This window comes from Microbacterium sp. SSM24, from assembly GCF_025989145.1.
GTDB lineage: Bacteria > Actinomycetota > Actinomycetes > Actinomycetales > Microbacteriaceae > Microbacterium.
The window spans coordinates 1569315-1592331 of sequence record NZ_JAPDNQ010000001.1; the positions used below are offsets into that span (position 1 = coordinate 1569315).

Genomic DNA, 23017 nt, shown 5'->3' on the forward strand with positions numbered 1-23017 from the left:
CAACGCGAGCCGGGTCGTCGCCAGAGTGGTGACATGACCTCTCTCGCAGTCATCCTCCTCATCGTCGGCGTCGTGCTGCTGCTCCTCGGTGTCTTCATCGAGGCCGCGAAGTTCCTGCTGTGGATCGGCCTTGTGATCATCATCATCGCCGTGATCGCGTGGCTCATGCGCTTCATCCGCCGCCAGACCTGATCCGACCTGGCTGCTGCCATGCCCCCGCCTAAAGTGGGGGCATGGTCAGCAGCGTCGCTCCCAACGATCCCGCAGCAGCGCGCGGCATCTCCCGCCGCACCCAGTCGGAGATCTACCGCGCGGGCATCAGCGGCACTCGTCCGCGGGTGCCGGTCGATCAGGCAGAACTCGAGCGAGCTGCGCGCAAAGCGCTGAGCGCCGAGGCGTTCGCCTACATCGCGGGCGGTGCCGGGGCCGAGCGGACGATGCGCGCCAACGCCACCGCGTTCGAGCGCTGGCAGGTGTGGCCGCGGCCCCTGCGGGACGTGTCGACGCGCGACCTCTCCGTCGAGTTCCTCGGACGGCGGCGCCCGACGCCGCTGCTTCTCGCGCCGCTCGGCGTGATGGAGATGGCGCACGACGACGCCGACCTCGCGGTGGCGCGGGCCGCGGCATCCCTCGGCGTGCCGTACACGCTGTCCAACCAGGCGTCCTTCCCGATGGAGGAGGTGGCGGATGCAGCGCCGGGCGGCTCGCGGCTGTTCCAGCTCTACTGGTCGGCCGACGACGACCTCAACGCCTCGCTGCTGCGGCGGGCCGAAGCATCCGGCTGCGATGCCATCGTCGTGACGCTCGACACCCACCTGCTCGGCTGGCGCACGCGCGATCTCGACCTCGCGTACCTGCCGTTCACGCGGGGGATGGGGATCGCGCAGTACACGAGCGATCCCGTGTTCCAGCAGCTCGTGCGCGAGCGTGTGAGGAAGGGACCGGATGCCGCGGCCCCGGCCGCTCCGGCCGTGCGGATGACGCCGAAGACCGTGGCGGCGGGAGTGAAGATCGCGCGCAAGGGCGCCGCGCTCACCGGCGCCGGACTGCGCGAGAACCTGCGCTCGCCCCTGCCGCGCGCGGCCGTGGAGACCTTCCTGGACGTGTTCTCGACGCCCGCGCTCACGTGGGGCGACCTCGCGAAGGCCCGCGAGTGGACCAGCCTGCCGATCCTGCTCAAGGGCATCGTGCATCCCGACGACGCGGCGCGCGCCCTCGATGCGGGCGTCGACGGGGTCTGGGTGTCCAATCACGGCGGTCGGCAGATCGACCAGTCCGTCCCGACCCTCGAGGCCCTGCCCGCTGTCGTCGATCGGGTCGGCGGACGCGTGCCCGTCGTCTTCGACTCCGGCGTGCGGCAGGGATCGGATGCCTTCATCGCCCTCGCCCTCGGTGCGACGGTCGTCGCTCTCGGCCGGCCGTACGCGTACGGGCTCGGCATCGCGGGCGAGGAGGGCGTGCGCGAGGTGGTGCGCAACGTGCTCGCCGAGCTCGACATCACGCTGGGACTGTCCGGCCGCACCGCGATCGGCGAAGTCGGCCGCGACGCGCTGCGCGAGGCCTGAGCCGGAGTCAGCGCGGGCGGCCGTCCCGGGTGAAGCCGAAGACGGGCGCATCGTCGGGCTGCTCGACGAGGGGCAGAGGCTCGTGCACGGAGAGGCGGTCGGGGTAGCCCGGGTAGAGCAGCGCCTTCAGCTCCTCCGCGTCCCCCTCGAAACAGCCCGAGGTCGCGCCGACGCCGATCGCGTCGGCCGTGCCCTCGCCGTCGTGCACCTCGATGACGAGTGCCGCGATCGATCGAGAGGGATCGGATGCCTCGACCACCGCGCCGCCGCCGCCGACCGTCGGCGCGCTCGTGGTCCAGCCGCGCGCGGCGAGCCACGCCGCGGCCTCCTCCACGGTGGTGAGGGCGTCGGTGCGCAGCATCCACCCTTCGTACGTCGTGCGGTGCAGCGAGAACCCGTACCCGTCCGCGCAGTCGAGGGGTGAGTCCCCGTACTCCTGCACCTGCCAGGACGCGTTCGAGAGGTGGCGGAGGACGCCGGCGACCGTCCCCTTGAACTGCAGGTTCGCCTCGCGCGCGGAACGATAGAGCTCGTCGCCGTGGGGCGACGGGCTCGCGCACCCCGCGAGGACGGCGGCGCTCAGCAGCGTCGCGACGAATGACGTGCGCAGGTGGCGTCCCGCCCCGCGCTCGACCATGAGAGCCTCCGATCCGGCATCCCCAGGGTAGCTCCGCGCGATTCCGGGGGACTGCCCCCGTGCGTTCGTGCCCGACGGCTCCGTAGAGTGGCGGGGTGACCTACCCTCCCCCCTCACCCCAGGCGCCGTACGGCTACGCCCAGCCGCCGCAGCCGATGAGCCCGTCCGACGAGAAGACGTGGGCGACGCTCGTGCACCTCGGGTCGCTCTTCTTCAGCTTCCTCGTGCCGCTCATCGGGTTCCTCATCCTCAAGGACCGGGGGCCGTTCGTCCGCTCCCACACGGCCGCCGCCCTGAACTTCCAGCTGAGCCTGCTGATCTATTCGATCGTCGGCGGAGTGCTCACCATCGTGCTCGTCGGGTTCGTGATCCTCTTCGCCGTCGCGGTGCTGAACATCGTGTGCTCGATCGTCGCGGCCGTGAAGGCCGGCCGCGGCGAGTGGTACCAGTACCCGCTCGCGATCCGCTTCGTCTCGTGAGCTGAGCTCCGGGCCGGGTTCGAGCGCCGCGAAGCCGCGCGGGCCGGGCGACTAGAATCGACGGATGCCGCGCTCTGCGGCGCAGCGACTCCGCACTCCCCTCTCCCGACCATTGGAGCCACCGTGGCCGAGCAGTCCCGCCTCGACAAAGTCATCGCCCTCGCCCGCCACCGCGGGTTCGTGTTCCAAGCGGGTGAGATCTACGGCGGATCCCGGTCGGCGTGGGATTACGGCCCCCTCGGCACGGAGCTCAAGGAGAACATCCGCCGCCAGTGGTGGCAGACGTTCGTGCGCGGACGCGGCGACATGGTCGGCCTCGATTCGTCGATCATCCTGCCCAAGCGCGTGTGGGAGGCATCCGGTCACGTCGCCACCTTCACCGACCCGCTGGTCGAGTGCCTGCAGTGCCACAAGCGGTTCCGCGCCGACAACCTGATCGAGGACTTCGAGGCGCGCAAGGGCCGCAAGGCCGAGAACGGGCTCGCCGACGTGCCGTGCCCGAACTGCGGCACCAAGGGCCAGTACACCGAGCCCAAGGCGTTCTCGGGCCTCGTGAAGACCTACCTCGGCGTCGTCGACGACGAGTCCGGCCTGCACTTCCTGCGCCCCGAGACGGCGCAGGGCATCTTCGTGAACTTCTCGAACGTGCTCACCGCGAGCCGCAAGAAGCCGCCGTTCGGCATCGGCCAGGTGGGCAAGGCGTTCCGCAACGAGATCACGCCCGGAAACTTCATCTTCCGCACGCGCGAGTTCGAGCAGATGGAGATCGAGTTCTTCACCCCGCCCGCCGAGGCCGGCGAGTGGTTCGACCACTGGGTCGAGGCGTGCTGGAACTGGTTCGTCGACCTCGGCATCGACCCCGAGAACATGCGGCAGTTCGACGTGCCAGCAGACGACCGCGCGCACTACTCGGCCGGCACCATCGACGTCGAGTACCGCTTCGGCTTCGCCGGCAAGGAGTGGGGCGAGCTCATGGGCGTCGCGAACCGCACCGACTACGACCTCAGCAGCCACACCGAGGCGTCGGGGCAGTCGCTGACCTACTTCGACCAGGCTTCGGGCGAGAAGTACACGCCGTACGTGATCGAGCCCTCGTTCGGACTCACTCGCGCGATGATGGCGTTCCTCGTCGACGCGTACCACGAGGAGGAGGCGCCGAACGCGAAGGGCGGCACCGACACCCGCACGGTGCTCAAGCTCGACCCGCGCCTGGCGCCGGTGAAGGCGGCCATCCTGCCGCTGTCGCGCAACGAGCAGCTCTCGCCGATCGCGCGCGAGGTGGCCGAGGACCTCCGCGGCGAGTGGAACGTCGACTTCGACGACGCCGGCGCGATCGGCCGCCGGTACCGCCGGCAGGACGAGATCGGCACGCCCTTCTGCGTCACGGTCGACTTCGACTCGCTCGAGGACCGCGCCGTCACCGTGCGCGACCGCGACACGATGAGCCAGGAGCGCGTGCCCCTCGAGACCCTCCACGCCTATCTGGCGGAGCGCCTCCGCGGCGCCTGACCCGACGACACCGGATGCCCCGACCCCGCCGGGTCGGGGCATCCGTCATTCTCCCGGCCCGGGCCGCGGTCTCCGCTTCGTCGTCTACGGTGCGCAGGAGAAATCTGTGCTGCAGGATGCTTCGGGGCCGAATCGGCCTGTGCAGCGGATATCTCCTGCCGCACGGATGGCGCGCGTGGAACCGGATGGTGCGCGTGGAACCGGATGGCGCGGCGGGAACCGGATGGTGCGGCCCCGCCGGGTCGGGGCATCCGTCGTTCTCCTGGCCCGGGGCGCGGTCTCCGGTTCGTCGTCTACGGTGCGCAGGAGAAATCTGTGCTGCAGGATGTTTCGGGGCCGAATCGGCCTGTGCAGCGGATATCTCCTGCCGCACGGATGGCGCGCGTGGAACCGGATGGTGCGCGTGGAACCGGATGGTGCGCGTGGAACCGGATGGCGCGCGTGGAACCGGATGGTGCGGCGGGTGCGGTGGCGCGGTGGGGTGCGATGGCGCGGTGCGGGCGCTCGGCTGTCACGGGATCGGCGGGTACTGGAGCCGTGGACCCGCACGTCGTGCGACATGGCCGCAACCCCCTCCGTCACGGTCTCGCCCGCGTCTAGCGTTGCAGGATGACCAGAGACCACCGCGGTACGACCGCACTCATCACCGGCGCGAGCGCGGGGATCGGCGCCGAGTTCGCGGCCCAGCTCGCGAGCCGCGGTGCCGACCTCGTGCTCGTCGCCCGCCGCGAGGACCGGCTGCGCGAACTGGCCGACCGGCTCGCCCGCGAGCACGGGATCACCGCCACCCCGATCGCGCTCGATGTGTCCCGAGCGGATGCCGCGGCCACCCTCCGCCGCGAGATCGACGAGCGCGGCATCCGGATCCACACCCTCATCGGGAACGCCGGCTTCGGCATGAAGGGCGACTTCGCCGTCGCCGGTACCGACCGCATCGACGAGATGGTGCGGGTCAACGTGGGCGCGCTGGTGTCGATCACTCGGGAGTTCCTGCCCGGGATGCTGGCCGACGGCCGCGGAGTGCTGGTGAACGTCGCGAGCACCGGCGCGTACCAGCCGTGCCCGAACATGGCCGTGTACGGGGCGACGAAGGCGTTCGTCCTCAGCTTCACCGAGGCGCTCGCCTACGAGACGAAGGGCTCGGGACTCGGGGTGCTCGCCCTCAGCCCCGGCGCGACCCGCACGGAATTCTTCGAGGTCGTCGGAACGCCCGACGCGGCGGTGGGTCGTTTCAAGACCCCGGCGCGGGTGGTGGCGCGCGCGCTCGGCGAGCTCGACAGGCGTCGCCCGCGTGCCAGTGTCGTCGTCGGTCGCACGAATGCCGTCACGGCGTGGGCCTCACGCGTGATGCCGCGTCGGCTCACGCTCGAGCTGACCGGCCGCGTGCTGCAGTAGCACCGGCCGCCGGGCTTCGCGGCGGGGCGGGTGCCGCGGCGAGGCGGGGTGCCGCGGCGAGGCGGGTGCCGCGGCGAGGCGGGGCGTAGGGCCGGCCGCCGGGCTTCGCGGCGAGGCGGGGCGCAGCATCCGTCCCCGTTGCTGTCGCCTGAGCGACGCTCAGCCGACGAAGAGTCGGACATGCACCAGAGCGAGCAGCCCGAATCGACCAAGAAGGGGCGACGGGCGAGCTCAGTCGGTGACCGTGAACTCCGCTGAGCCGGTCTCGCCGGCGAGGAGGCGCCGGTAGTCCTCGGCGATGATCCCGCGCAGCACGTCGGCATCGACCTGCTCGAGGTCCTTCATGTACAGGCATCCGACACCGACGTCGTGGGGGCCCAGCCGCGCGAGCTCGTCGGGATACTCGGCCGTGCTGAGCAGGTACACCGTCGTCGCCTGCTTGCGGGGGGCGAACGCCGCGAGGGGAACGTCGCCCTCGGTACGCGTCGGGTAGCGGTAGTGGCACGCACCGAAGCCGACGATCGTGCCCCACAGCTCGGGCTCGCGCCCGGTCACCTCCTCCAGGAGCGCGACCATCGTCTCGGCGTCGCGCCGGCGCTTCGCAGGGGTGACCCCGGCGATGAACGCGGCGACGCTGCCGCCGGTCTTCTTCATCAGACGCCTCCGCCGCCGCTCTTGGCCGCGGCCTTCATCGCGCGCTTGTGCTCGCGCACCTTGGTCAGTGAGTCCGCCGAGACGATGTCGGCCACGCTGCGGAAGCTGCCGTCCTCACCGTAGGGGGCGGATGCTTCGCGCCAGCCGGTCCCGTTGTAGCCGTACTGTTTGCCGAGCAGGGCGAGGAAGATCTTCGCCTTCTGCTCGCCGAACCCCGGCAGTCGCTTCAGTCGCGCCAGGACCGCGGCGCCGTCAGGATCGCCCTGGGTCCAGATCGCCGACGCATTCCCGCCCCAGTCCTGCTCGACCGCCGCGCACAGCGACTGCACGCGCGCGGCCATCGACCCGGGGAAGCGGTGGACGGCGGGCGTCGCCTTGAAGAGGTCGGTGAAGGCTTCCGGATCGAAGGTCGCGAGGGCCGCGGCATCCAGGGTCCCTGCGCGCTCCGCGATCTTGAGCGGGCCCGCGAAGGCGGTCTCCATCGCGACCTGCTGGTCGAGCAGCATGCCGATCAGCAGAGCGAGCGGGTCGTCGGTGAGCAGACGGTCGGCGGTCTCGTCCCCCGTGATGTGGAGCGTCATGACGCCAGTCTCGCACTGGTCCCGCAGCCGGTGCGACCAGGTTCACGATGCGTCCGGATGCGAGGATGGCACCATGCCCGCTGCCCCCGAACCGTTCGACGAGCTCATGCACCACGCGCGCGAGACACGGGTGGTGGTCGTCGGCGGCGGCATCGCCGGGCTGCTCGCCGCGTGGGAATGCGCCAAGGTCGGGATGCCGGTGACCGTGCTCGAGGCATCGGACGCGTTCGGCGGCACGATCTCGTCTGCCGAGGTCGACGGGATCCGCATCGACACCGGGGCCTCGTGCTGGACGGCAGGCGGGGTCGTGCGCGAGCTCGTCGAGGAGCTCGGGCTGGGCGACCTCGTCGTGACGCCGGCCGACGATCGGACGTGGATCGCCGGCCTGCCGAAGGGTGCGGCGGCGCCGGTTCCGCAGGAGTCGGTTCTCGGCATCCCGGCGAACCCGTGGGACGAGTCGGTCCGGAGGTTCATCGGCTGGGGCGGTGTGTGGCGTGCGTACCTCGACCGCCTGCGTCCGCCCCTCACGATCGGCAAGGAGCGCAGTCTCGCCCGCCTCGTGCGCACACGCATGGGCGAGGCCGTGCTCGACCGGATGGTCGCGCCGCTGAGCGTGGGGCGCTTCGGGATCACCCCCGACCGGGTCGACGTCGCGTCGGCGGCCCCCGGCCTCAGTTCGGCGCTCACGCGCACCGGGTCGCTCGGCGGCGCCGTGGCCGATCTGCTGGTGGGGCGCGACGGTCCGGCGGTCGAGTCGCTGGACGGGGGCCTCGCCCCGCTGGTCGACGCCCTCGTCGCCCGCCTGCGCGGCCTCGGCGCCGAGCTCGTCACCGGCGTCCGCATCGACGCGATCGAGCGCACCCCCGACGACCGCTGGCGTGTGATCCCCGACCTCGAGGGTGGCGGAGAGTTCGAGGGTGAGATCGTCGTCGTCGCGGCGGGGCCGCAGGGCGCCGCGGGGCTGCTCGCGCCGCACGCGGGGTCCGCGGTGCGGCAGATGACGACAGCCGCGTCCCGCCGCGAGATCGTGACGCTCGTCGTCGACGCGCCCCGCCTCGACGGGGCGCCGCGCGGCGGGCAGGTCTACGCCGTGCCAGGCTCGGGTCGCGCCTCGGGCGTCGTCCACGCGACGGCCCGCTGGGGCTGGCTGGCCGAGGCCTCCGGGCCGGGAGTGCACGTGCTCCAGGTCGCGTTCGACCGGCCGGCCGGCGATTCGAGCGGCATAGCACCGACCGACACCGCGCCTACCGAAGCCGCGCTGCCCGACGCCGAAGCCGTCGCGACGGCCCGGGCGGAGGCATCCGCTCTCCTGGGCGTGCCCCTCGACGCCGACGTCGTGCGCGACTGGAGACGCACCGGATTCGCTCTGCCGCTGCCCGCCTCGGCGCTCGGTCACGACGATCACGCGGCGGCCGTGCGGGAGGCCGTGGCGGCGCTCCCCGGCCTCGCGGCCGTGGGCGCGTGGCTCGCGGGGAGCGGTCTGGCGCAGGTCGTCGCGGACGCCCGGAACGAGGCCGAGCGCGTGCGTCGCGCGGCGCTGTGGGCGTCTCCGGCGTCCGATTGAAGACGTCGTGACGGCCGTTGTCAAGGGTGGATGCCGGAATCGGCATACAGGGCTACCCTGGGATGGTCATCAGCGCACTACCGAGCGTGAGGAGACCCCATGAGGGGCAAAGCAGGACTCGTCGTCGGACTTGCCGTGGGCTACGTGCTCGGCACCCGAGCGGGACGAGAGCGCTACGAGCAGATCAAGACCCAGTGGCTCAAGGTCTGGCACCTCGACCCGGTGCAGGAGCAGGTCGGCAAGGTGAAGGACTTCGCCAAGTCCAGCGCCATGGCTCTCCCCAGCACGCTGTGGGACTCGGCCGTCAAGGTCACGAAGGCGGCGACGACGAAGGGCACGCCCGGCGAGCGCCTCGACGCCGCGCTGCAGACCGGCAAGGACCAGGCCGACGACGTGGAGCGCGCCGCGAAGAGTTCGGCCAAGGCCGCGAAGACCACGGCCAAGGCCGCGAAGGATGCCGTCGAAGACCTGATCGACGAGAAGACCGACGACACCCCGGCCGCCGGGCGCGGCGGAGCGTGACATGAGTTCGCCGCGTGGCTTCCGCGACCGCGCCGACGACAGCCTCCTGACGCTGCTCGGCGATGTCCCCGAGCTCGTCCGCAACCTCGTCACCGCCGAGATCGAGGCGGCGAAGAAGTGGGCCGCGCGCACCGCGAAGGAGGGCGGGTGGGGAGCGCTGTGGATGTTCGCCGCGCTCTTCGTGCTGTTCTGGTCGGTGCCCGTGCTCGGCACGTTCGTGATCGCCGGACTGTCGTCGTGGTGGCCGGTGTGGCTGTCGGCACTCGTCGTCTTCTTCGCGATGCTGATCGTGACGGCGATCCTGGCGCTGCTCGGCATCCTGCGATTCCGCAGGATCGGCGCGAGCCAGAACCCCGTGCAGTCGATCGCCCAGGATGTGAAGGAGGTGCGCGATGAGTTCTGACGCGCCCGTGCCCGTGCCCATGCCACGCACCGCCGTCCCGCTCGGCATCACCGATCCGGTGGAGAAGGCCCGCGCCGAGCTCAAGGCGGCACTGGCGGCCATCGAGGTGAAGGGCAACCTTCCGAGGCGCCTCGCGGTCAGGATCGACGACTCGGTCGACAAGGCGCAGAAGTTCTCGAAGCGCAATCCGGTCCTCGCGGCGGCGGCCGTCGTCGCGGCGGCGGCGGCGATCGGTGCCGGGGTCTGGGCTTTCGCCCGTTCGTACAGCCGCTGACACCCGTCACGCCCCCACCGGGACCCGGCAGGCCGCGGGATGCGGGCGGAGGGGTATGCTCGGGATGAGGCAGTGCAATGGTGCGGATGCTGCCGACGCGCGAGCCCGATTCGATTCGCGCATCGGCCGCTCGACGTCTGGGGCGGCCGGCTGAAGCACCACGAGAGTCGACCCCCATGAACACAGCGTCCCAGCACGTACCCGCCAAGCCCCTCGCGGGATGGCGCGTCCTCGTGCCCCGCGGCGGCCCCTGGGGCGACGGAGTAGCGGCGAGCCTGCGACGCCAGGGCGCCACCCCCGTGATCGCTCCGCTCATCAACTTCGCGCCGACGAACGACCAGGCGGCACTCGAGCGCTCGCTCGCCGATCTCGCCGCCGGCGCCTTCGACTGGCTCACGGTCACGAGCGCGACCACCGTCGACGTGCTCTACGCCTACCGTGCGATCGTGCCGGCCTCCACGAAGATCGCGGCCGTCGGCGAGACGACGGCGGCTGCGCTCCTCGCCGTCGGCTACCGCGTCGATCTCGTCCCCGACGACGACAACTCCGCCGCCGGCATGGCCGAGCAGCTCATCGGGCTCGAACCGGAGCCGCGCGACATCCTCACCCTCCGCAGCGAGATCGCGAAGCCGGTGCTCACCAACATGCTGTCCGAGGCCGGGCATCGCGTTCGCAGTGTCGTCGCGTACCGCACCGTCGGCGTTCCGGTGACGGATCGCATCGCCGAGGACGTGCGCTCGGGCCGCATCAACGCGATCCTCGTCACGAGCGGATCGGTCGCCGAGCAGGTCCACGCGCAGTTCCCGCACGTCCCCTCCACCACCCTGATCGCCGCGATCGGACCCCGCACGGCGAAGGACGCCCGCCGCGCCGGGCTCCCGGTCGACGTCGTCGCCGAAACGCAGACCGTCGACGCGCTCATCGACGCGGTGGCGCGTTTCTCGCTCCCGCATGCCGCCGACGAGTTCGCCCCGCGCACGGGAGCTCTCCCGCTTCCGCACCAGGACTGACCCGGTGGTGCGCGTCTCGCCCCGCGTCGTCGTGCTCGCGGGCGGTGTCGGAGGATCCAAGTTCGTGCTCGGCGTGCGCGAAGCGCTGCGGCGGCGGGGCATGGACGACACCGCGGCCGCCCTCACCGTCGTCGTCAACACGGGCGACGACATCTGGCTCTCCGGCGTGCGGCTGCAGCCCGACGTCGACTCGATCACCTACGCCCTCGCCGGCGTCAACGACACCGCGCGCGGCTGGGGTCGTGACGGCGATTCCGAGCGCGTGAACCACGAGCTCCAGGAGTGGGGCGCCGGCTGGCCGTGGTTCACGCTCGGCGACCTCGACCTGGGCACGCACCTCGCGCGCACCGGGTGGCTGCGCGACGGCCTCTCGCCGACGCAGGTGCTCGAGCGGATGTCGCAGCGCTGGCCGCTCGGTGCGCGCCTCCTGCCGATGACCGACGCCGAGGTCGACACAGTCGTCGTGCTCGAAGACGGCTCGCGCCTCCACTTCCAGGAGTGGTGGACCCGCCACCGCGCCGCCCTCGCTCCGGCCCGGTTCGAGAATCCGGGCATCGAGGTCGCCGCACCCGCACCAGGCGTCGTCGAGGCCATCGCGTCGGCGGACGTCGTGCTGATCGCCCCCTCGAACCCGGTCGTCTCGATCGGCCCGGTCCTCGCCGTGCCCGTCATCCGCGACGTCGTCGCCACCACCGCCGCGCCGGTCGTGGGGATCTCGCCGATCATCGGCGGGAAGGTCGTGCGCGGCATGGCGGACGTGTGCCTCACCGCGATCGGCGTGGAGACATCCGCGGCGGCGGTCGCGGCGCACTACGGCTCGCGCGAGACGGGCGGCGTGCTCGACGCGTGGCTTCTCGCCGAGGAGGACGACGCCCTCGCACCAGAGGTGGCGGGGGGCGGCATCCGCTCTCTCGTCACGCCGCTGTGGATGACGGATGCCGCTGCCTCCGCCGCGATCGCCGAGACGGCGCTCGTCGCGGCGGGAGTGTGACGTGCCCGAACTCGCCTGGTTCGGCTGGAGCCTGCTCGCCGTCGCGGCCGTGATCGTCGGGCTGTCGAAGACCGCGATCCCCGGCGCCGGAACGATCGCGGTCGCGATCTTCGCGGCGGTGCTGCCGGCGAAGCAGTCCACCGGCGCGCTGCTCCTGCTGCTGATCGTCGCCGACGTGTTCGCGGTGCTGATGTACCGGCGGCACGCGAACTGGCGTGAGCTGTGGCGCCTCATGCCCGCCGTCGTCGCCGGCGTGGCGCTCGGCGTCGTGTTCCTCGCGTTCGCCGACGACGCGTGGGTCAAGCGCACGATCGGGGTGATCCTGCTCGTGGTGGTCGCGATCACCCTGTTCCGGCGGCGGATGACCGCGACCGTCGACGCCCGACGACCGCACACCGCCGCCGCCGTCACGTACGGCACGCTCGCCGGCTTCACGACGATGGTCGCGAACGCCGCGGGCCCGGTCATGTCGATGTACTTCCTCGCTCGCCGGTTCCCGGTGAAGGAGTTCCTCGGCACGGCGGCCTGGTTCTTCGCGATCATCAACGTGTTCAAGGTGCCGTTCTCGATCGGCATCGGCATCATCACGCCGTCCAGCCTGGTGCTGGACCTGGTCCTGGTCCCCGCCGTCGTCGTGGGTGCGATCTGCGGTCGGTGGATCGCCTCGCGCATCGATCAGAGCGTGTTCGAGCGCCTGGTGATCGTCTTCACGATCGTCGGAGCGGTGTACCTCCTCGTCGCCTGACCCGGGCAGGAGATCACCCCTTGTGCAGGAAGATGCCGCACGGAATGGTCCTGCGCGATGCGAGATCTCCTGCAGAAGGGGACGACGCGTCAGGTCGAGGGGACGACGCGTCAGGCCCAGGGTGCGGCGCGGTCGTTGTCGCGCGTACTGTCGTCGGGGAAATGGGGGAGTTCGGAACCGCCCGCGCGGATGCAGAGCCAGCGCAGCTGCTCGGGGGAGTCCGGCCGGGCGCGCCACGTGCGCCACACGCCCTGACCCACGCGCACGACGGTGCCGGGCTCCACGTCGACCACGTCGTCGTCGAGCCCCATCTGGCCGCTGCCGCCGAGGAACACGTAGAGCTCCTCGATGCGCGCGTGCGCGTGCCAGTAGCCGGCCTCCTCGCCGGGCTCGAGCGCGTTCGCCGTCATGCCGATGTACTGCATCGTGAGGTCGTGGTCGACCACTCGGCGGCCGTCGCGCGAACTCTCCGGACGGAAGCCGCCGTAGTGCTCCCGCCACTCGTCGAGGCCGCCGATCTCCAGCACCTGGTAGTCGCTCATGGGGTCAGGCTACCGTCGGCCGTTCGCCGGAGAGGTGGTGCGCGGATGCCTCAGCCGAGCAGTGCGGACGTGCGGGGACCGAGCCCGAGCATGCGCGCGGACTCGAGCTGCGCGGCGGTGTCGACGTCGCGGCGCAGGGACGTGGCATCCGGAATCGGAAGAACGGCGCACCCGAGCGCGACGTGCCTCGCGAGCGAGTCCTCGCCGAAGGACGTCACCCACCCCACGCCGGCGTTCGCCGTGACGAGCGTCGATCCGGCGTCCTCGGCGTCGGGCACCACGCCGCGGTCGACGGATGCCGCAGCCCGCAGCGCGGCGGACAGGTCGGCGGGTCGCAGCGCGGGGAGGTCGCCGAGCAGGGCGGCGCGCGGCATCCGTCCCCCCGGATCGACCGCCGCCACGCCCGCGGCGACGGCGGCGTCGAGACCGGACGCGTCGCCCTCGGGCACGAACCGCAGCGCGGGGATCGTCGCGGCGTCGCGGGCGAGCGCGGCGTCGTCGGTCACCACGACGACCTGCGCGACGAGGTCGCACGCGGTCGCCGCGGCGAGGGTGTCGAGCGCGATGGCCCGGGCGAGCTCGGCGCGGCCGACACCGTCGACGTCGAGCCGCGACTTCGCCCGGGCGGAGGGCTTGACCGGCACGACGACGACCCAGCGCGCGCTGCGCGTACCGATCTCAGGGTCAGCGGTGCTCGCTGGCGCCGGCACGCCGGCTTCCGATCGTGCCCGGCCCGGTTCGTCCTGAGTTACGGCACGCATGGGCTGCGCGCGCCGCGCGCGGCGTCGCCCGAACAGCGGGCTCACACGCCGTACTTCGCCCGCAGGCGCGGCAGGATCTCGTCGCCATAGCGGCGCAGGAAGGCCTCCTGGTCGTGCCCCGGGTCGTGGAACACCAGGTGGCGGAAGCCGAGGTCGATGTACCAGGAGATGCGCTCGACGTGCTCGTCGGGGTCGTCCGACACGATGAACCGCGACGCGGCCCGCTCGATCGGCAGCTCCTCCCCGAGGCGCTGCATCTCGATCGGATCGTCGACGCCCATCTTCTCGTCGGGGGTGAGGGCAAGGGGGGCCCAGAACCGCGTCTTCTCCTTCGCGGCTTCGATCGACGTGTCGAGCGAGACCTTGATCTCCATGAGAGTGTCGATCGCGTCGGGCGCGCGTCCGGCCTTCTCGAGTCCCTCCTGCAGCGCGGGCAGCAGGGTGTCGGTGTAGAGCTCGCGCTTCTTGCCGCTCGTGGTGATGAAGCCGTCCGCGATGCGGCCCGCGAGGCGGGTGGCGGCGGGGCCGGCCGCGCCGATGTAGATCGGCACCGGTTCGGGGAGCTTGTCGTAGATCGTGATGTTGCGGGCGGAGTAGTACGTGCCGTCGAAGTTCACGCGGTCCTCGGACCACAGGCGGCGGATGAGGCCGATCGCCTCCTTCAGCCGCTGGAATCGCTCGGGCGGGTCGGGCCACGCGATCCCGAGGTTCGCCTCGTTGAGGGCCTCGCCGGTGCCGACCCCGAGGATCACGCGTCCCGGGTACATCACGCCGAGCGTCGCGAAGTCCTGCGCGACGACGGTGGGGTTGTACCGGAACGTGGGCGTGAGCACCGACGTGCCGATGAGCACGCGGGACGTCTTCGCACCGAGCGCACCGAGCCACGGAACGGATGCCGGGGCGTGGCCGCCCTCGTGCAGCCACGGCTGCAGGTGGTCGGAGACGAACACCGAGTCGAAGCCGACCTCCTCGGCGAGCACCGCGTAGTCGAGCAGCTCGTTGGGGCCGAACTGCTCGGCCGAGGCCTTGTAGCCGAAGCGCAGGGGGAGTGTCATGCGGTGCTCCCTTCGAGAGCAGGTTCGGAGGACGGGAGGAACTCGGATCCGTCGGCGCGGGCGAGCCGCGCGCGGAAGGCGTCGACGGTACCGGGCCACAGCAGCGTCAGCCGCCCCGAGCGCTCGTCGACGTACCAGTTGCGGCATCCGCCCGTCATCCATCGGGTGGATGCCGCGGCCTGCGCGATCTCGTCGGTGTACGCGCGTTCGGCCCCGGGATCGACGCGGAGGGTGCGGCCGGCGCGGTCGTCGAGGGTGCGCGCCACATAGCCGGCCTGCTCCTCGATCATGAGCACCGACGAGGAGTGGCCGAGCGACGCATTCGGGCCGTTGAGCACGAACAGGTTCGGGAAGCCCGATACGACCGTCGACGCGAACGCCGTCATCCCGCCGGACCAGTGCTCGGCGAGCGATCGGCCCTGCTCTCCGACGACGAGCTCGGCATACGGCTGACGCGTCGACGCGAAGCCGGTCGCGAGCACGAGCGCATCCACGTCGTGGCGCGAGCCGTCGGACGCGACGAGCGTCGAGCCCTCGACCGCACTGAGTGCGGCGGACACGAGCGACACCGCGCCGGACGCCACGGCCGGGTAGAAGTCATCCGACAGCAGCACTCGCTTGCACCCGAACGCGTAGTCCGGCGTGAGCGCCGCGCGCAGCGCGGGGTCGGCGACCTGGCGCTCGAGGTGAGCGCGCGCGACCGCCTCCGCGGCGGCCGCGGCGGCGGAGTCGCCCGAGCGGGAGGCGAAGCGCTCCTCGCCCTCGGCGTACAGGTCGGCACGGAGGGCTTCGAGCGATGCGGGATCCGCGGCGAAGCGCGTGCGGTCGTCGTCGGAGTACGCCTCCCCGCCGCGGGGCACGATCCACGCCGGTGTGCGCTGGAACAGGGTCACCTGTGCCGCCGTACGAGCCAGTTGGGGAACGATCTGCACCGCGCTCGCCCCGGTGCCCACCACGCCGACGCGGGCGCCGGCGAGGTCGGCGGAGTGATCCCAGCGCGCCGAGTGGAACACCGGCCCGGGGAAGTGCTCCAGTCCCGGCAGCCGCGGGATCGCCGGCTCGGTGAGCCGCCCGCACGCCAGGACGAGCACGTCGGCCTCGATCACGTCGCCCGCGTCGCCCTCCTCGCCCGCCGAGCCCTGCGAGCCCCGCGAGGAGCCGGCCTCGATGCGCCAGACCTCGCGCGCGGCATCCCAGGCGGCGGTGTGCATGCGGGTGTTCAGCCGCAGGCGGTCGCGCAGGCCCTCCGCATCGACGACGCGGTCGAGGTACCCGTGGATCTCGGCGCCGGTCGCGAACGTGCCCGACCACGCCGGGTTCGGATGGGTCGCGAAGCCGTACAGGTGCGCAGGCACATCGCACGCGATGCCGGGGTAGGTGTTGTCGCGCCACGTGCCCCCGACCGAGCCCCCGCGCTCGAGCAGGACGATGTCGTGGCGTCCGGCTCGCTGCAGCGCGATGGCGACGCCGATGCCGGCGAATCCGGCCCCGACGATCGCGACCTCGACCCGCGTCACGGTGCCGCCCCCGCGGGGCTGGTCCGCAGCGTGCGGTAGTCGGTCGTCCGGAGCCGGAAGGGGCGGAACAGGCGTGCGGCGATGGCCGCGGCATCCGCCACGGGAAGCTCCAGCCCGTGCTCGATGCCCGCCTCGGGCTTCACGCGGCCATCGAGCAGGGTGCCGCCGAGGTCGTCGCCTCCGGACTGCAGCAGGACAGCGGATGCCGCGCGCCCGACGCGCGTCCACGGGATCTGCACGTGCGGGATGCTGCCCGACAGCGCCAGCCGCGACACGGCGACCATCGCGCGGTGCTCGTCCAGCGGCGAGCGTCCGGGCACCAGCGGCACTCCTCCGACCGGACCGGGGAGGGGGATCGGCACGAACTCGGTGAATCCGCGCGTCTCGTCCTGGATCGCGCGCAGCGCGCGAAGATGCACGATGCGCTCGGCGGCCGTCTCGACGTGTCCGTAGAAGATCACGCTCGTCGACCGGAAGCCGGCACGATGCGCGGCCGTGATGCCCTCCACCCACCGGTCGACGGCGAGGTCGCCGGGCGCGACGAGCGCGCGCACGCGCTCGCTGAGGACCTTCACGCCGGTGCCGGGCACGGTGTCGACGCCGGCATCCCGCATCGCCGCGAGCGCTCCGTCGAGGCCGAGGCCGCTGCGATCGGCCAGGTCGCGCACGTCCTGCGGGCGATAGGCGTGGAGGTGGACACCCGGCGTCGCGGACTTCACGACGCGCGCGAGGTCGAGGTAGCCGGACGGGTCCTCCGACGCCGGGAGCAGCCCCTGCACGCACACCTCGGTCGCGCCGAGATCGGCGGCGTCGAGGGCGATGGCCGCGGCATCGTCGAGCGTGAAGGCGGCCGGGTCGTCCGTGGCGGTGCGGCGCAGGCCCGACGAGGTCAGGTTCCGGTTCACGACGAGGCTGACGGCCTCGCCGACGGTGTAGCGGCGCACGTCGTCCGCGGTCGCTGTGAGCGCGTCGAGGTCGGCGCCGGTGGCCTCGAGCAGCGACACCCATTCGGCATCGTCGAGGGCGAGGGGGTCGGATGCCGCGGTCTCGGCGATCCGCCGGATGCCGCTCGCCGAGCCGCTCGGCGAAGAACTCGGGAGAAACGTGTCCGCGAGTCGGTCGGGGCTGCTGCCGACCCCGGTCTCTCCCGCGTTGCTCACGGCGTCCCTCGTCGCCAGCCCGGTCACGGGATCCGCGAGCGCGGCGATCGGACCCCGCATGGCGGGGTCGAGCCACGTCTCGGGATCGCGCACGAACTCGGGGTGCGCGGTGAGGCGCTCCCGCAGCTCGTAGCCGAGTTCGGCGGTGCGGGCGGCGAGGTCGTCGAGGTGCGGCCACGGGCGCTCGGGGTTGACGTGGTCGGCGGTGAGGGGCGAGACGCCGCCCCAGTCGTCGGCGCCCGCGCGCACGAGCAGGTCGAACTCGGCGGTGTCGGAGAGGTTCGGCGGCACCTGGATGCGCATCCTCGGACCCATCACCAGCCGCGCGACCGCGACGGCGGCGACGTACTCGATCAGCTCGGCATCGGGCGCGCCCTGCATCGCGGTGCGGGGCTTCGCGCGGAAGTTCTGCACGATCACCTCCTGCACGTGCCCCTGCCGGCCGGTGGGGCCGTCGACCATGTGCCGCTCGTGCGCGTCGCGGATCGCGATGATCGACTCCGCGCGGTCGTGCAGCGTCTCGCCGATCCCCACCAGGATGCCGGTGGTGAACGGGATCCGCTCGCGACCGGCGTCCTCGATGACGGTCAGGCGCAGGGCGGGGTCCTTGTCGGGCGACCCGTAGTGCACCTGCCCCGGCTCCTCGAACAGCCGGCGGGACGTCGTCTCGAGCATCATCCCCATCGAGGGGGCGGTGGGGCGCAGCATCCGCAGCTCCTCCGCCGACATGACGCCGGGGTTGAGGTGCGCGAGCATGCCGGTCTCCGCGGTGACGAGCCGGGCGATGTGACCGACGTAGTCGAGAGTGGACGCGAAGCCGTGCTCGTCGAGCCAGGCGCGCGCCTCGGGCCAGCGGTCCTCCGGACGGTCGCCGAGTGTGAGCAGGACTTCCTTGCAGCCCATCGCCCGCCCCTGCCGCACGACGGCGAGCACCTGCTCGGGCGACATGAACGCCGGCTTGTTCTTCTTCAGCAGCTGTCCCGGCGTGTCGACGAACACGCAGTAGTGGCAGCGATCGCGGCAGAGCGTGGTGAGCGGGACGAACACCTTGCGCGAGTACGTGATGACGCCAGGACGACCGGATGCCGCGAGCCCGGCGTCCCGCGCAGCACCGGCCAGGTGGAGCAGCCGTTCGAACTCGGCGCCGGTCGCGCCCAGCAGTGCCGCCGCGTCTGCGGCGTCGAGGCGCTCGCCGGCGGCCGCGCGGTCGAGCGCGAGGACGGTCTCCGGAGGCGAGACGACGGGGGAGGCCACGAAGGTCACCGGTCAAGTCTTGCACCGTGCGCGGCGCACCGGGTCTTCCGATCGTTGCCCTCCTGTGAGCAAATGTCCCGGCGGGCGGACGGGGCCGCTGGCAGACTAGACACATGGTGACGCTGCTCCTCGACTCGACGCGGCTCGAGGTCGTGCTGTCGGGAGCCGAGCGAGCGATGGCATTCCGCAAGGGGAATGTGGCCGTCGAGCGGTGGACCATCGCCAAGGTCCAGCTCACCGATGACACGTGGACGTGGCTCCGCGGGGTTCCGAGCCCCGGCACGCACCTGCGCGGCATCGTCGCGATCGGCACGTGGAAGTCCGCGGGCGGCGACGACTTCGCCGTGATCCGCCGGCACCGGCCGGGAGTGGTCATCGATCTCGAGGGCGACCCCGAGTACCAGCGACTGATCCTGACGACCCGGCATGGGCTCGCCCTCGTGCAGGCCCTTCGGGTCGAGGTCGCAGAGGAGCCCACCGACGTCGTCGACATCGCCGCCGAGACCGGGGCGATGCCCGTCGTCCCCCGCAAGCCGCGCACCCGCAAGGCGCCGGCGCCGTCGCCCGCCGTCTAGCCCCCGGCTCGCGCGCCCTGTCCTCCGGCGTGCATGCTCGACGACGTCAGCTCACGTCGCGGCGCCAGCTGAGCAGGTGGCCCAGCAGGACGAGCACGACCGCGTAACCGAGCAGCACGGCTCCGCCCGCCCACCATTCGAGCGACGTGGGCGCCTCGGCGCCGGGCACGCTCATGGCGAAGACGCTCGCGCCGACGAGCGCGTCGCTCGCCGCGCCGGGCAGGTACTGCGTGTAGTCGGCGAGCCCGTCGACGAACGATGCCGCAGCGCGTCCGACCGGTTCGAGGAACTGCGTGAACACGAGCACGCCGACGATCGCGCCGACCTGGTTGCGCACGAGCGCGCCGACCCCGATGCCGATGAGCACCCAGAGCACGTAGGCGAGCAGCATCCGTCCGAATTGCGCCCAGATGTCGGGCGCGGTCAGTTCGGTGTCGAGGTCGTAGCCGGCGAGGAAACCCGCGGAGGCGCCGACGGATGCCGCGATCCCGACCACGCCGTAGAGAACGCCCAGCAGCACGCCGACGAACACCTTCGCCCACAGCACGAGGCCACGCCTCGGGGTGGCGAGGAAGGTCGGGGTCAGCGTCTTGTGGCGGAACTCCGAGGTGACCATCAGGGTGCCGATGAGCAGCGGGAAGACGTAGCCGACCGACGTCGCCGTGCTGTAGAGCGTCGAGGCCAGCCCGTCCTCGGGGAGCGGCGGCGCGTCACCCGGGAGCGAACCGGTCGCGGCCGCCGCGAAGACGAAGCCGAGCACGGCGGCGGTGAAGGCGACGTACACGGCCAGCACGAGCGCGAGGATCCACCACATCGCGGTGGTGAACTGCTTGGTCGCCTCGGAGCGGGTCGCTGCGGTGAGGCTCATCGGTGCTCACCCCCGTCGTGGTCGTGGTGCTCGCCTTCGTCGGATGGTGGGGGCGATTCCTCCTGGTCGTCGAGGACGTCGGATGCCGCGACCTCGGCGCTCTCGCTCGCGCCCGGCTCGCCCTCGGCATCGAATGCGGCGAAGAAGCGGTCGGCCTGCTCGTCGGCATCGGTCCTGACGTACTCATCCCACGCCCGGTCGGCGTCGTCGGGGCGCTCCTCGTCGGCCGCGTCGTCCGTCGGCCCGTCGTCCTCGAGCGGCCCGGTCTCGTCAGCCTCGGCCGGCTCGGCCTCCTCGGCCTCCTCGGCCTCGTCGTCCTCGGACGACTCGGGCTCATCGTCCGCTCGGGCCGGCTCGGACTCCGCGGCCTCCTCAGGCTCGGCGGGCGCGGCATCCGGGTCCTCGACGGTGATGACGTCGATGACGCCCGTGCTCGCAACGGCGAACGAGGCGGTGCGCGTGCTCGGCTCGTGGGGCGTCGCGGCCTCGTCCGGCTCGTCGGCCTCGGCCTCCACCGCCTCGCCGGCCTCCGCCGCCTCGTCGTCCGTCTCGTCCTCGTCGGCGTGCGCCCACGCCATGCCCGCGGCGGCGCTCATCGCGGCGGCCGGCGCAGCGCCCATGCCGGCGGCGTCGAGCTCCTCGGCGACGGACTCGACATCCGCGGGTGCGGCTTCGGGCAGCTCATCGGACTCGACCTCGTCGACCGGCGCCTCGGTCTCGATCGCGGACTCGTCGACGTCGTCAGCGGCTTCGGGCGCGGCATCCGGCCCCTCGTCCGCGGTCTCCACGAGCGGGATCGCGCCCGACTCGATCGCGGGGATCACGTCGTCCGGCAGCGTGCCCGACGCGCTCGCGTGCACGCGCGTGCCGTTGACCAGGTCGAGGAAGACCTCCTCGAGCGCCGGTCCGCGCTTGTGCAGCGACGACAGCGGCACGCCGGCGGCGGCTGCCGCGAGACCCACCGACACCGGCTCGATGCCCCGCACGGTCAGGCCCGACCGGAGCACCTCGAACGGGATGCCGGCCGCGCGCAGCGCGTCGGCGAGCGCCGCGCGGTCGGCCGAGTCGACGATCGTGGCCTGCTCGGCCGGGTCGGAGAGCTCGTCGAGCCCGCCCTGGAACACCAGGCGCCCGGCGGAGATGATGAGGAGCGCGTCCACGGTCTGCTGCACCTCGGTGAGCAGGTGCGACGAGACCAGCACGGTCCGCCCCTCGCGGGCGAGCTGACGCAGGAACCCGCGGATCCACCGGATGCCTTCGGGATCGAGCCCGTTGGTCGGCTCGTCGAGGACGAGCACGCCCGGATCGCCCAGCAGCGCATACGCCAGGCCGAGGCGCTGCCGCATGCCGAGCGAGTATCCGCCGACCTTGCGGCCTGCGGCATCCGCGAGTCCGACCAGGCCCAGCACCTCGTCGACGCGGGACGTGGGGATGCGCGCCGCGTTCGCGTAGACGGTGAGGTGCCCGGCGCCGGTGCGTCCGGGATGGAAGCTGGATGCCTCGAGCACGGCGCCGACGGTCTGCAGCGGATGCTTCAGCTTCGCGTACCGCACGCCGTCGATCGTGACGGTGCCGGCGGTCGGCCGGACCAGCCCGAGGAGCATGCGCAGCGAGGTCGTCTTGCCGGCGCCGTTCGGGCCGAGGAATCCGGTCACGACCCCGGGTTCGACGCGTGCTGTGAAATCCGAGACCGCGGTGACGGCGCCGAAGCGTTTCGTCGCGCCTGAGAATTCCAGCAGCTGTCCTTCGGGCATGCCGAACCTCTCGTCGTCGGGAGCTATTCCCCATATCTTTGCGGAAACTGCACCTCGACGTGAGGAATAATCCACCGGCGCGTCCCGGTGGCCGGGCATGCGAGCCTGATGCGACGACCGCCGCGAGTAACGTGGCGGACGTGACCGACGACTCCGCGCCCACCGTCCTCGCCCGCACCGCCGGGGGACTCGGGAGACTCACTCTCAACCGGCCGCGCGCGATCAACGCGCTGGATCTCGGCATGATCCACCAGCTGCATGCGGCCCTCGATGCGTGGGAGCACGACAGCGAGGTCGATGTGGTCCTGCTGGACGGCGCCGGCGATCGCGGCCTGTGCGCCGGTGGTGACGTGCGCGGGCTCGCGGAGCGGGTCACCGGCGGGCAGGCCGCCGAGACCGCGCACTTCTTCCGCGACGAGTACGCCCTGAACGCGCGCATCGCCGAATACCCCAAGACCTTCGTCGCGCTCGCCGACGGCGTGACGATGGGGGGCGGCATCGGCGTCGCGGGCCATGCGGCCGTGCGCATCGTCACCGAGCGCTCGCAGCTCGCAATGCCGGAGACGCGCATCGGCTTCACACCCGACGTCGGCGGCACGTGGCTGCTCGCGCACGCCCCCGGGCGTCTCGGCGAGTACCTCGGGCTCACCGGCGCGGTGATGGATGCCTCCGACGCGATCTATGCGGGATTCGCCGACCACTTCGTGCCGGCCGATCGCCTCGACGGTCTGCGCGACGCGCTCGAGACGCGGGCCGACCCGTCCAGCCCGACGGAGCTCGTGCTGCTGTTCGACGAGACGCCCGACGGATCGAAGCTCGAGCGGGCGCGCGAGTGGGTCGACGACGCCTTCGCCGCCGACACGGTGGCCGAGATCATCGAGCGCCTCCGCGCGCGACCGGAGGCGAAGGCATCCGCCACGGCCGACCTGCTCGAGGAGCTCTCGCCCACCGGGCTCGCCGTGACGCTCGAATCGGTCCGTCGATCGCGGGAGCTTCCCGGCCTGCGAGATGCACTCGAGCAGGAGTACGGGCTCGTGATGTGGTTCGCGACCACGCAGTCCGATCTTCCCGAAGGCATCCGAGCGCAGGTGATCGACAAGGACCGCTCGCCGCGGTGGCAGCCGGCGACCCTGGCCGACCTGCCGGCCGGGACGGCGGCATCCGCTCTCGCCTTCGAGCCCGAGATACCGCTCTGGGGATGA

At 72.1% G+C, this 23017-nt stretch carries 24 protein-coding genes; 14 read left to right on the plus strand and 10 right to left on the minus strand.

The window, feature by feature from the left end; translation table 11 throughout:
* Positions 1–33: 33 nt before the first annotated feature.
* Both OL358_RS07260 and OL358_RS07265 read left to right on the plus strand, forming a co-directional pair.
* The gene (locus tag OL358_RS07260) at positions 34–192 is read left to right on the plus strand and encodes a hypothetical protein (RefSeq protein ID WP_200950676.1); all 159 of its coding nucleotides are present in this window, start codon (positions 34–36) and stop codon (positions 190–192) included.
* A gap of 41 nt (positions 193–233) precedes the next feature.
* On the plus strand, positions 234–1565 hold the full coding sequence (locus tag OL358_RS07265) for an alpha-hydroxy-acid oxidizing protein (RefSeq protein ID WP_264709292.1): 1332 nt from the start codon (positions 234–236) through the stop codon (positions 1563–1565).
* 7 nt (positions 1566–1572) lie between these two features.
* Here the strand turns inward: OL358_RS07265 and OL358_RS07270 are convergent, their stop codons facing one another.
* Positions 1573–2202, minus strand: a complete 630-nt coding sequence (locus OL358_RS07270) for a hypothetical protein (RefSeq protein ID WP_264709293.1) — start codon at positions 2200–2202, stop codon at positions 1573–1575.
* Positions 2203–2297: 95 nt separating this feature from the next.
* Between OL358_RS07270 and OL358_RS07275 the strand changes: the two genes are divergently transcribed.
* From OL358_RS07275 to OL358_RS07285, 3 genes are all read left to right on the plus strand, one after another.
* The gene (locus OL358_RS07275) at positions 2298–2681 is read left to right on the plus strand and encodes a DUF4870 domain-containing protein (RefSeq protein ID WP_319805436.1); all 384 of its coding nucleotides are present in this window, start codon (positions 2298–2300) and stop codon (positions 2679–2681) included.
* A gap of 123 nt (positions 2682–2804) precedes the next feature.
* Entirely contained in the window at positions 2805–4190 is a 1386-nt protein-coding gene (locus OL358_RS07280) for a glycine--tRNA ligase (RefSeq protein ID WP_264709294.1), read from the plus strand.
* Positions 4191–4799: 609 nt separating this feature from the next.
* Positions 4800–5585, plus strand: coding sequence for an SDR family NAD(P)-dependent oxidoreductase (locus OL358_RS07285; RefSeq protein ID WP_264709295.1), 786 nt, complete (start codon positions 4800–4802; stop codon positions 5583–5585).
* A gap of 231 nt (positions 5586–5816) precedes the next feature.
* On the opposite strand, the gene OL358_RS07290 is transcribed toward OL358_RS07285, so the two are convergent.
* Both OL358_RS07290 and OL358_RS07295 read right to left on the minus strand, forming a co-directional pair.
* A complete protein-coding gene (locus tag OL358_RS07290) occupies positions 5817–6239 on the minus strand; it encodes a DUF1801 domain-containing protein (protein ID WP_264709296.1) in 423 nt (140 codons plus the stop codon).
* On the minus strand, positions 6239–6820 hold the full coding sequence (locus OL358_RS07295) for an HhH-GPD-type base excision DNA repair protein (protein ID WP_264709297.1): 582 nt from the start codon (positions 6818–6820) through the stop codon (positions 6239–6241). Before OL358_RS07295 ends, OL358_RS07290 begins: the two co-directional genes overlap by 1 nt.
* A gap of 73 nt (positions 6821–6893) precedes the next feature.
* Here OL358_RS07295 and OL358_RS07300 point away from each other — a divergent pair, with 73 nt between their 5' ends.
* The 7 genes from OL358_RS07300 to OL358_RS07330 all read left to right on the plus strand — a co-directional run bounded on the left by OL358_RS07300 (position 6894) and on the right by OL358_RS07330 (position 12329).
* On the plus strand, positions 6894–8384 hold the full coding sequence (locus tag OL358_RS07300) for a protoporphyrinogen/coproporphyrinogen oxidase (protein ID WP_264709298.1): 1491 nt from the start codon (positions 6894–6896) through the stop codon (positions 8382–8384).
* 99 nt (positions 8385–8483) lie between these two features.
* Positions 8484–8906 carry a hypothetical protein gene (locus tag OL358_RS07305; protein ID WP_264709300.1) on the plus strand — a complete coding sequence of 141 codons (423 nt, stop codon included), beginning with the start codon at positions 8484–8486 and terminating at the stop codon, positions 8904–8906.
* Position 8907: 1 nt separating this feature from the next.
* Positions 8908–9309, plus strand: coding sequence for a phage holin family protein (locus OL358_RS07310; RefSeq protein WP_264709302.1), 402 nt, complete (start codon positions 8908–8910; stop codon positions 9307–9309).
* Entirely contained in the window at positions 9299–9583 is a 285-nt protein-coding gene (locus OL358_RS07315) for a hypothetical protein (protein WP_264709303.1), read from the plus strand. The genes OL358_RS07310 and OL358_RS07315 overlap by 11 nt, the downstream gene beginning before the upstream one ends.
* 176 nt (positions 9584–9759) lie before the next feature.
* Positions 9760–10593 (plus strand): uroporphyrinogen-III synthase, encoded by an 834-nt coding sequence (locus OL358_RS07320; RefSeq protein ID WP_264709305.1) that lies wholly within the window; start codon positions 9760–9762, stop codon positions 10591–10593.
* Between the two features lie 4 nt (positions 10594–10597).
* On the plus strand, positions 10598–11584 hold the full coding sequence (gene cofD / locus OL358_RS07325; RefSeq protein ID WP_413631344.1) for a 2-phospho-L-lactate transferase: 987 nt from the start codon (positions 10598–10600) through the stop codon (positions 11582–11584).
* Position 11585: 1 nt separating this feature from the next.
* The gene (locus OL358_RS07330; protein WP_264709306.1) at positions 11586–12329 is read left to right on the plus strand and encodes a sulfite exporter TauE/SafE family protein; all 744 of its coding nucleotides are present in this window, start codon (positions 11586–11588) and stop codon (positions 12327–12329) included.
* 110 nt (positions 12330–12439) lie between these two features.
* Here the strand turns inward: OL358_RS07330 and OL358_RS07335 are convergent, their stop codons facing one another.
* From OL358_RS07335 to cofG, 5 genes are all read right to left on the minus strand, one after another.
* A complete protein-coding gene (locus tag OL358_RS07335; RefSeq protein WP_264709307.1) occupies positions 12440–12871 on the minus strand; it encodes a cupin domain-containing protein in 432 nt (143 codons plus the stop codon).
* A gap of 50 nt (positions 12872–12921) precedes the next feature.
* Positions 12922–13581, minus strand: coding sequence for a 2-phospho-L-lactate guanylyltransferase (gene cofC, locus OL358_RS07340; protein WP_264709308.1), 660 nt, complete (start codon positions 13579–13581; stop codon positions 12922–12924).
* A 92-nt stretch (positions 13582–13673) separates the two neighbouring features.
* Positions 13674–14687, minus strand: coding sequence for a glucose-6-phosphate dehydrogenase (coenzyme-F420) (fgd, locus tag OL358_RS07345; RefSeq protein WP_264709310.1), 1014 nt, complete (start codon positions 14685–14687; stop codon positions 13674–13676).
* The gene (locus tag OL358_RS07350; RefSeq protein WP_264709311.1) at positions 14684–16204 is read right to left on the minus strand and encodes a flavin-containing monooxygenase; all 1521 of its coding nucleotides are present in this window, start codon (positions 16202–16204) and stop codon (positions 14684–14686) included. Before OL358_RS07350 ends, fgd begins: the two co-directional genes overlap by 4 nt.
* Positions 16201–18627 carry a 7,8-didemethyl-8-hydroxy-5-deazariboflavin synthase CofG gene (gene cofG / locus OL358_RS07355; protein WP_264709313.1) on the minus strand — a complete coding sequence of 809 codons (2427 nt, stop codon included), beginning with the start codon at positions 18625–18627 and terminating at the stop codon, positions 16201–16203. The genes OL358_RS07350 and cofG overlap by 4 nt, the downstream gene beginning before the upstream one ends.
* 104 nt (positions 18628–18731) lie before the next feature.
* Here cofG and OL358_RS07360 point away from each other — a divergent pair, with 104 nt between their 5' ends.
* Positions 18732–19193 (plus strand): hypothetical protein, encoded by a 462-nt coding sequence (locus OL358_RS07360; protein WP_264709314.1) that lies wholly within the window; start codon positions 18732–18734, stop codon positions 19191–19193.
* A 46-nt stretch (positions 19194–19239) separates the two neighbouring features.
* Here OL358_RS07360 and OL358_RS07365 read toward each other — a convergent pair whose 3' ends face one another.
* A complete protein-coding gene (locus OL358_RS07365) occupies positions 19240–20061 on the minus strand; it encodes an ABC transporter permease (protein WP_264709316.1) in 822 nt (273 codons plus the stop codon).
* Positions 20058–21815, minus strand: coding sequence for an ABC transporter ATP-binding protein (locus OL358_RS07370; protein WP_264709317.1), 1758 nt, complete (start codon positions 21813–21815; stop codon positions 20058–20060). The genes OL358_RS07365 and OL358_RS07370 overlap by 4 nt, the downstream gene beginning before the upstream one ends.
* Positions 21816–21955: 140 nt before the next feature.
* Here OL358_RS07370 and OL358_RS07375 point away from each other — a divergent pair, with 140 nt between their 5' ends.
* The gene (locus tag OL358_RS07375) at positions 21956–23017 is read left to right on the plus strand and encodes an enoyl-CoA hydratase/isomerase family protein (RefSeq protein WP_264709318.1); all 1062 of its coding nucleotides are present in this window, start codon (positions 21956–21958) and stop codon (positions 23015–23017) included.

Excerpts from the sequence above, each read along its gene's own strand:
- OL358_RS07260 (WP_200950676.1), top strand. The coding sequence starts at position 34 with ATGACCTCTCTCGCAGTCATCCTCCTCATCGTCGGCGTCGTGCTGCTG.
- OL358_RS07265 (WP_264709292.1), top strand. The coding sequence starts at position 234 with ATGGTCAGCAGCGTCGCTCCCAACGATCCCGCAGCAGCGCGCGGCATC.
- OL358_RS07270 (WP_264709293.1), bottom strand. The coding sequence starts at position 2,202 with ATGGTCGAGCGCGGGGCGGGACGCCACCTGCGCACGTCATTCGTCGCG.
- OL358_RS07285 (WP_264709295.1), top strand. The coding sequence starts at position 4,800 with ATGACCAGAGACCACCGCGGTACGACCGCACTCATCACCGGCGCGAGC.
- OL358_RS07290 (WP_264709296.1), bottom strand. The coding sequence starts at position 6,239 with ATGAAGAAGACCGGCGGCAGCGTCGCCGCGTTCATCGCCGGGGTCACC.
- OL358_RS07295 (WP_264709297.1), bottom strand. The coding sequence starts at position 6,820 with ATGACGCTCCACATCACGGGGGACGAGACCGCCGACCGTCTGCTCACC.
- OL358_RS07300 (WP_264709298.1), top strand. The coding sequence starts at position 6,894 with ATGCCCGCTGCCCCCGAACCGTTCGACGAGCTCATGCACCACGCGCGC.
- OL358_RS07305 (WP_264709300.1), top strand. The coding sequence starts at position 8,484 with ATGAGGGGCAAAGCAGGACTCGTCGTCGGACTTGCCGTGGGCTACGTG.
- OL358_RS07310 (WP_264709302.1), top strand. The coding sequence starts at position 8,908 with ATGAGTTCGCCGCGTGGCTTCCGCGACCGCGCCGACGACAGCCTCCTG.
- OL358_RS07315 (WP_264709303.1), top strand. The coding sequence starts at position 9,299 with ATGAGTTCTGACGCGCCCGTGCCCGTGCCCATGCCACGCACCGCCGTC.
- OL358_RS07320 (WP_264709305.1), top strand. The coding sequence starts at position 9,760 with ATGAACACAGCGTCCCAGCACGTACCCGCCAAGCCCCTCGCGGGATGG.
- OL358_RS07335 (WP_264709307.1), bottom strand. The coding sequence starts at position 12,871 with ATGAGCGACTACCAGGTGCTGGAGATCGGCGGCCTCGACGAGTGGCGG.
- fgd (WP_264709310.1), bottom strand. The coding sequence starts at position 14,687 with ATGACACTCCCCCTGCGCTTCGGCTACAAGGCCTCGGCCGAGCAGTTC.
- OL358_RS07360 (WP_264709314.1), top strand. The coding sequence starts at position 18,732 with ATGGTGACGCTGCTCCTCGACTCGACGCGGCTCGAGGTCGTGCTGTCG.
- OL358_RS07365 (WP_264709316.1), bottom strand. The coding sequence starts at position 20,061 with ATGAGCCTCACCGCAGCGACCCGCTCCGAGGCGACCAAGCAGTTCACC.
- OL358_RS07370 (WP_264709317.1), bottom strand. The coding sequence starts at position 21,815 with ATGCCCGAAGGACAGCTGCTGGAATTCTCAGGCGCGACGAAACGCTTC.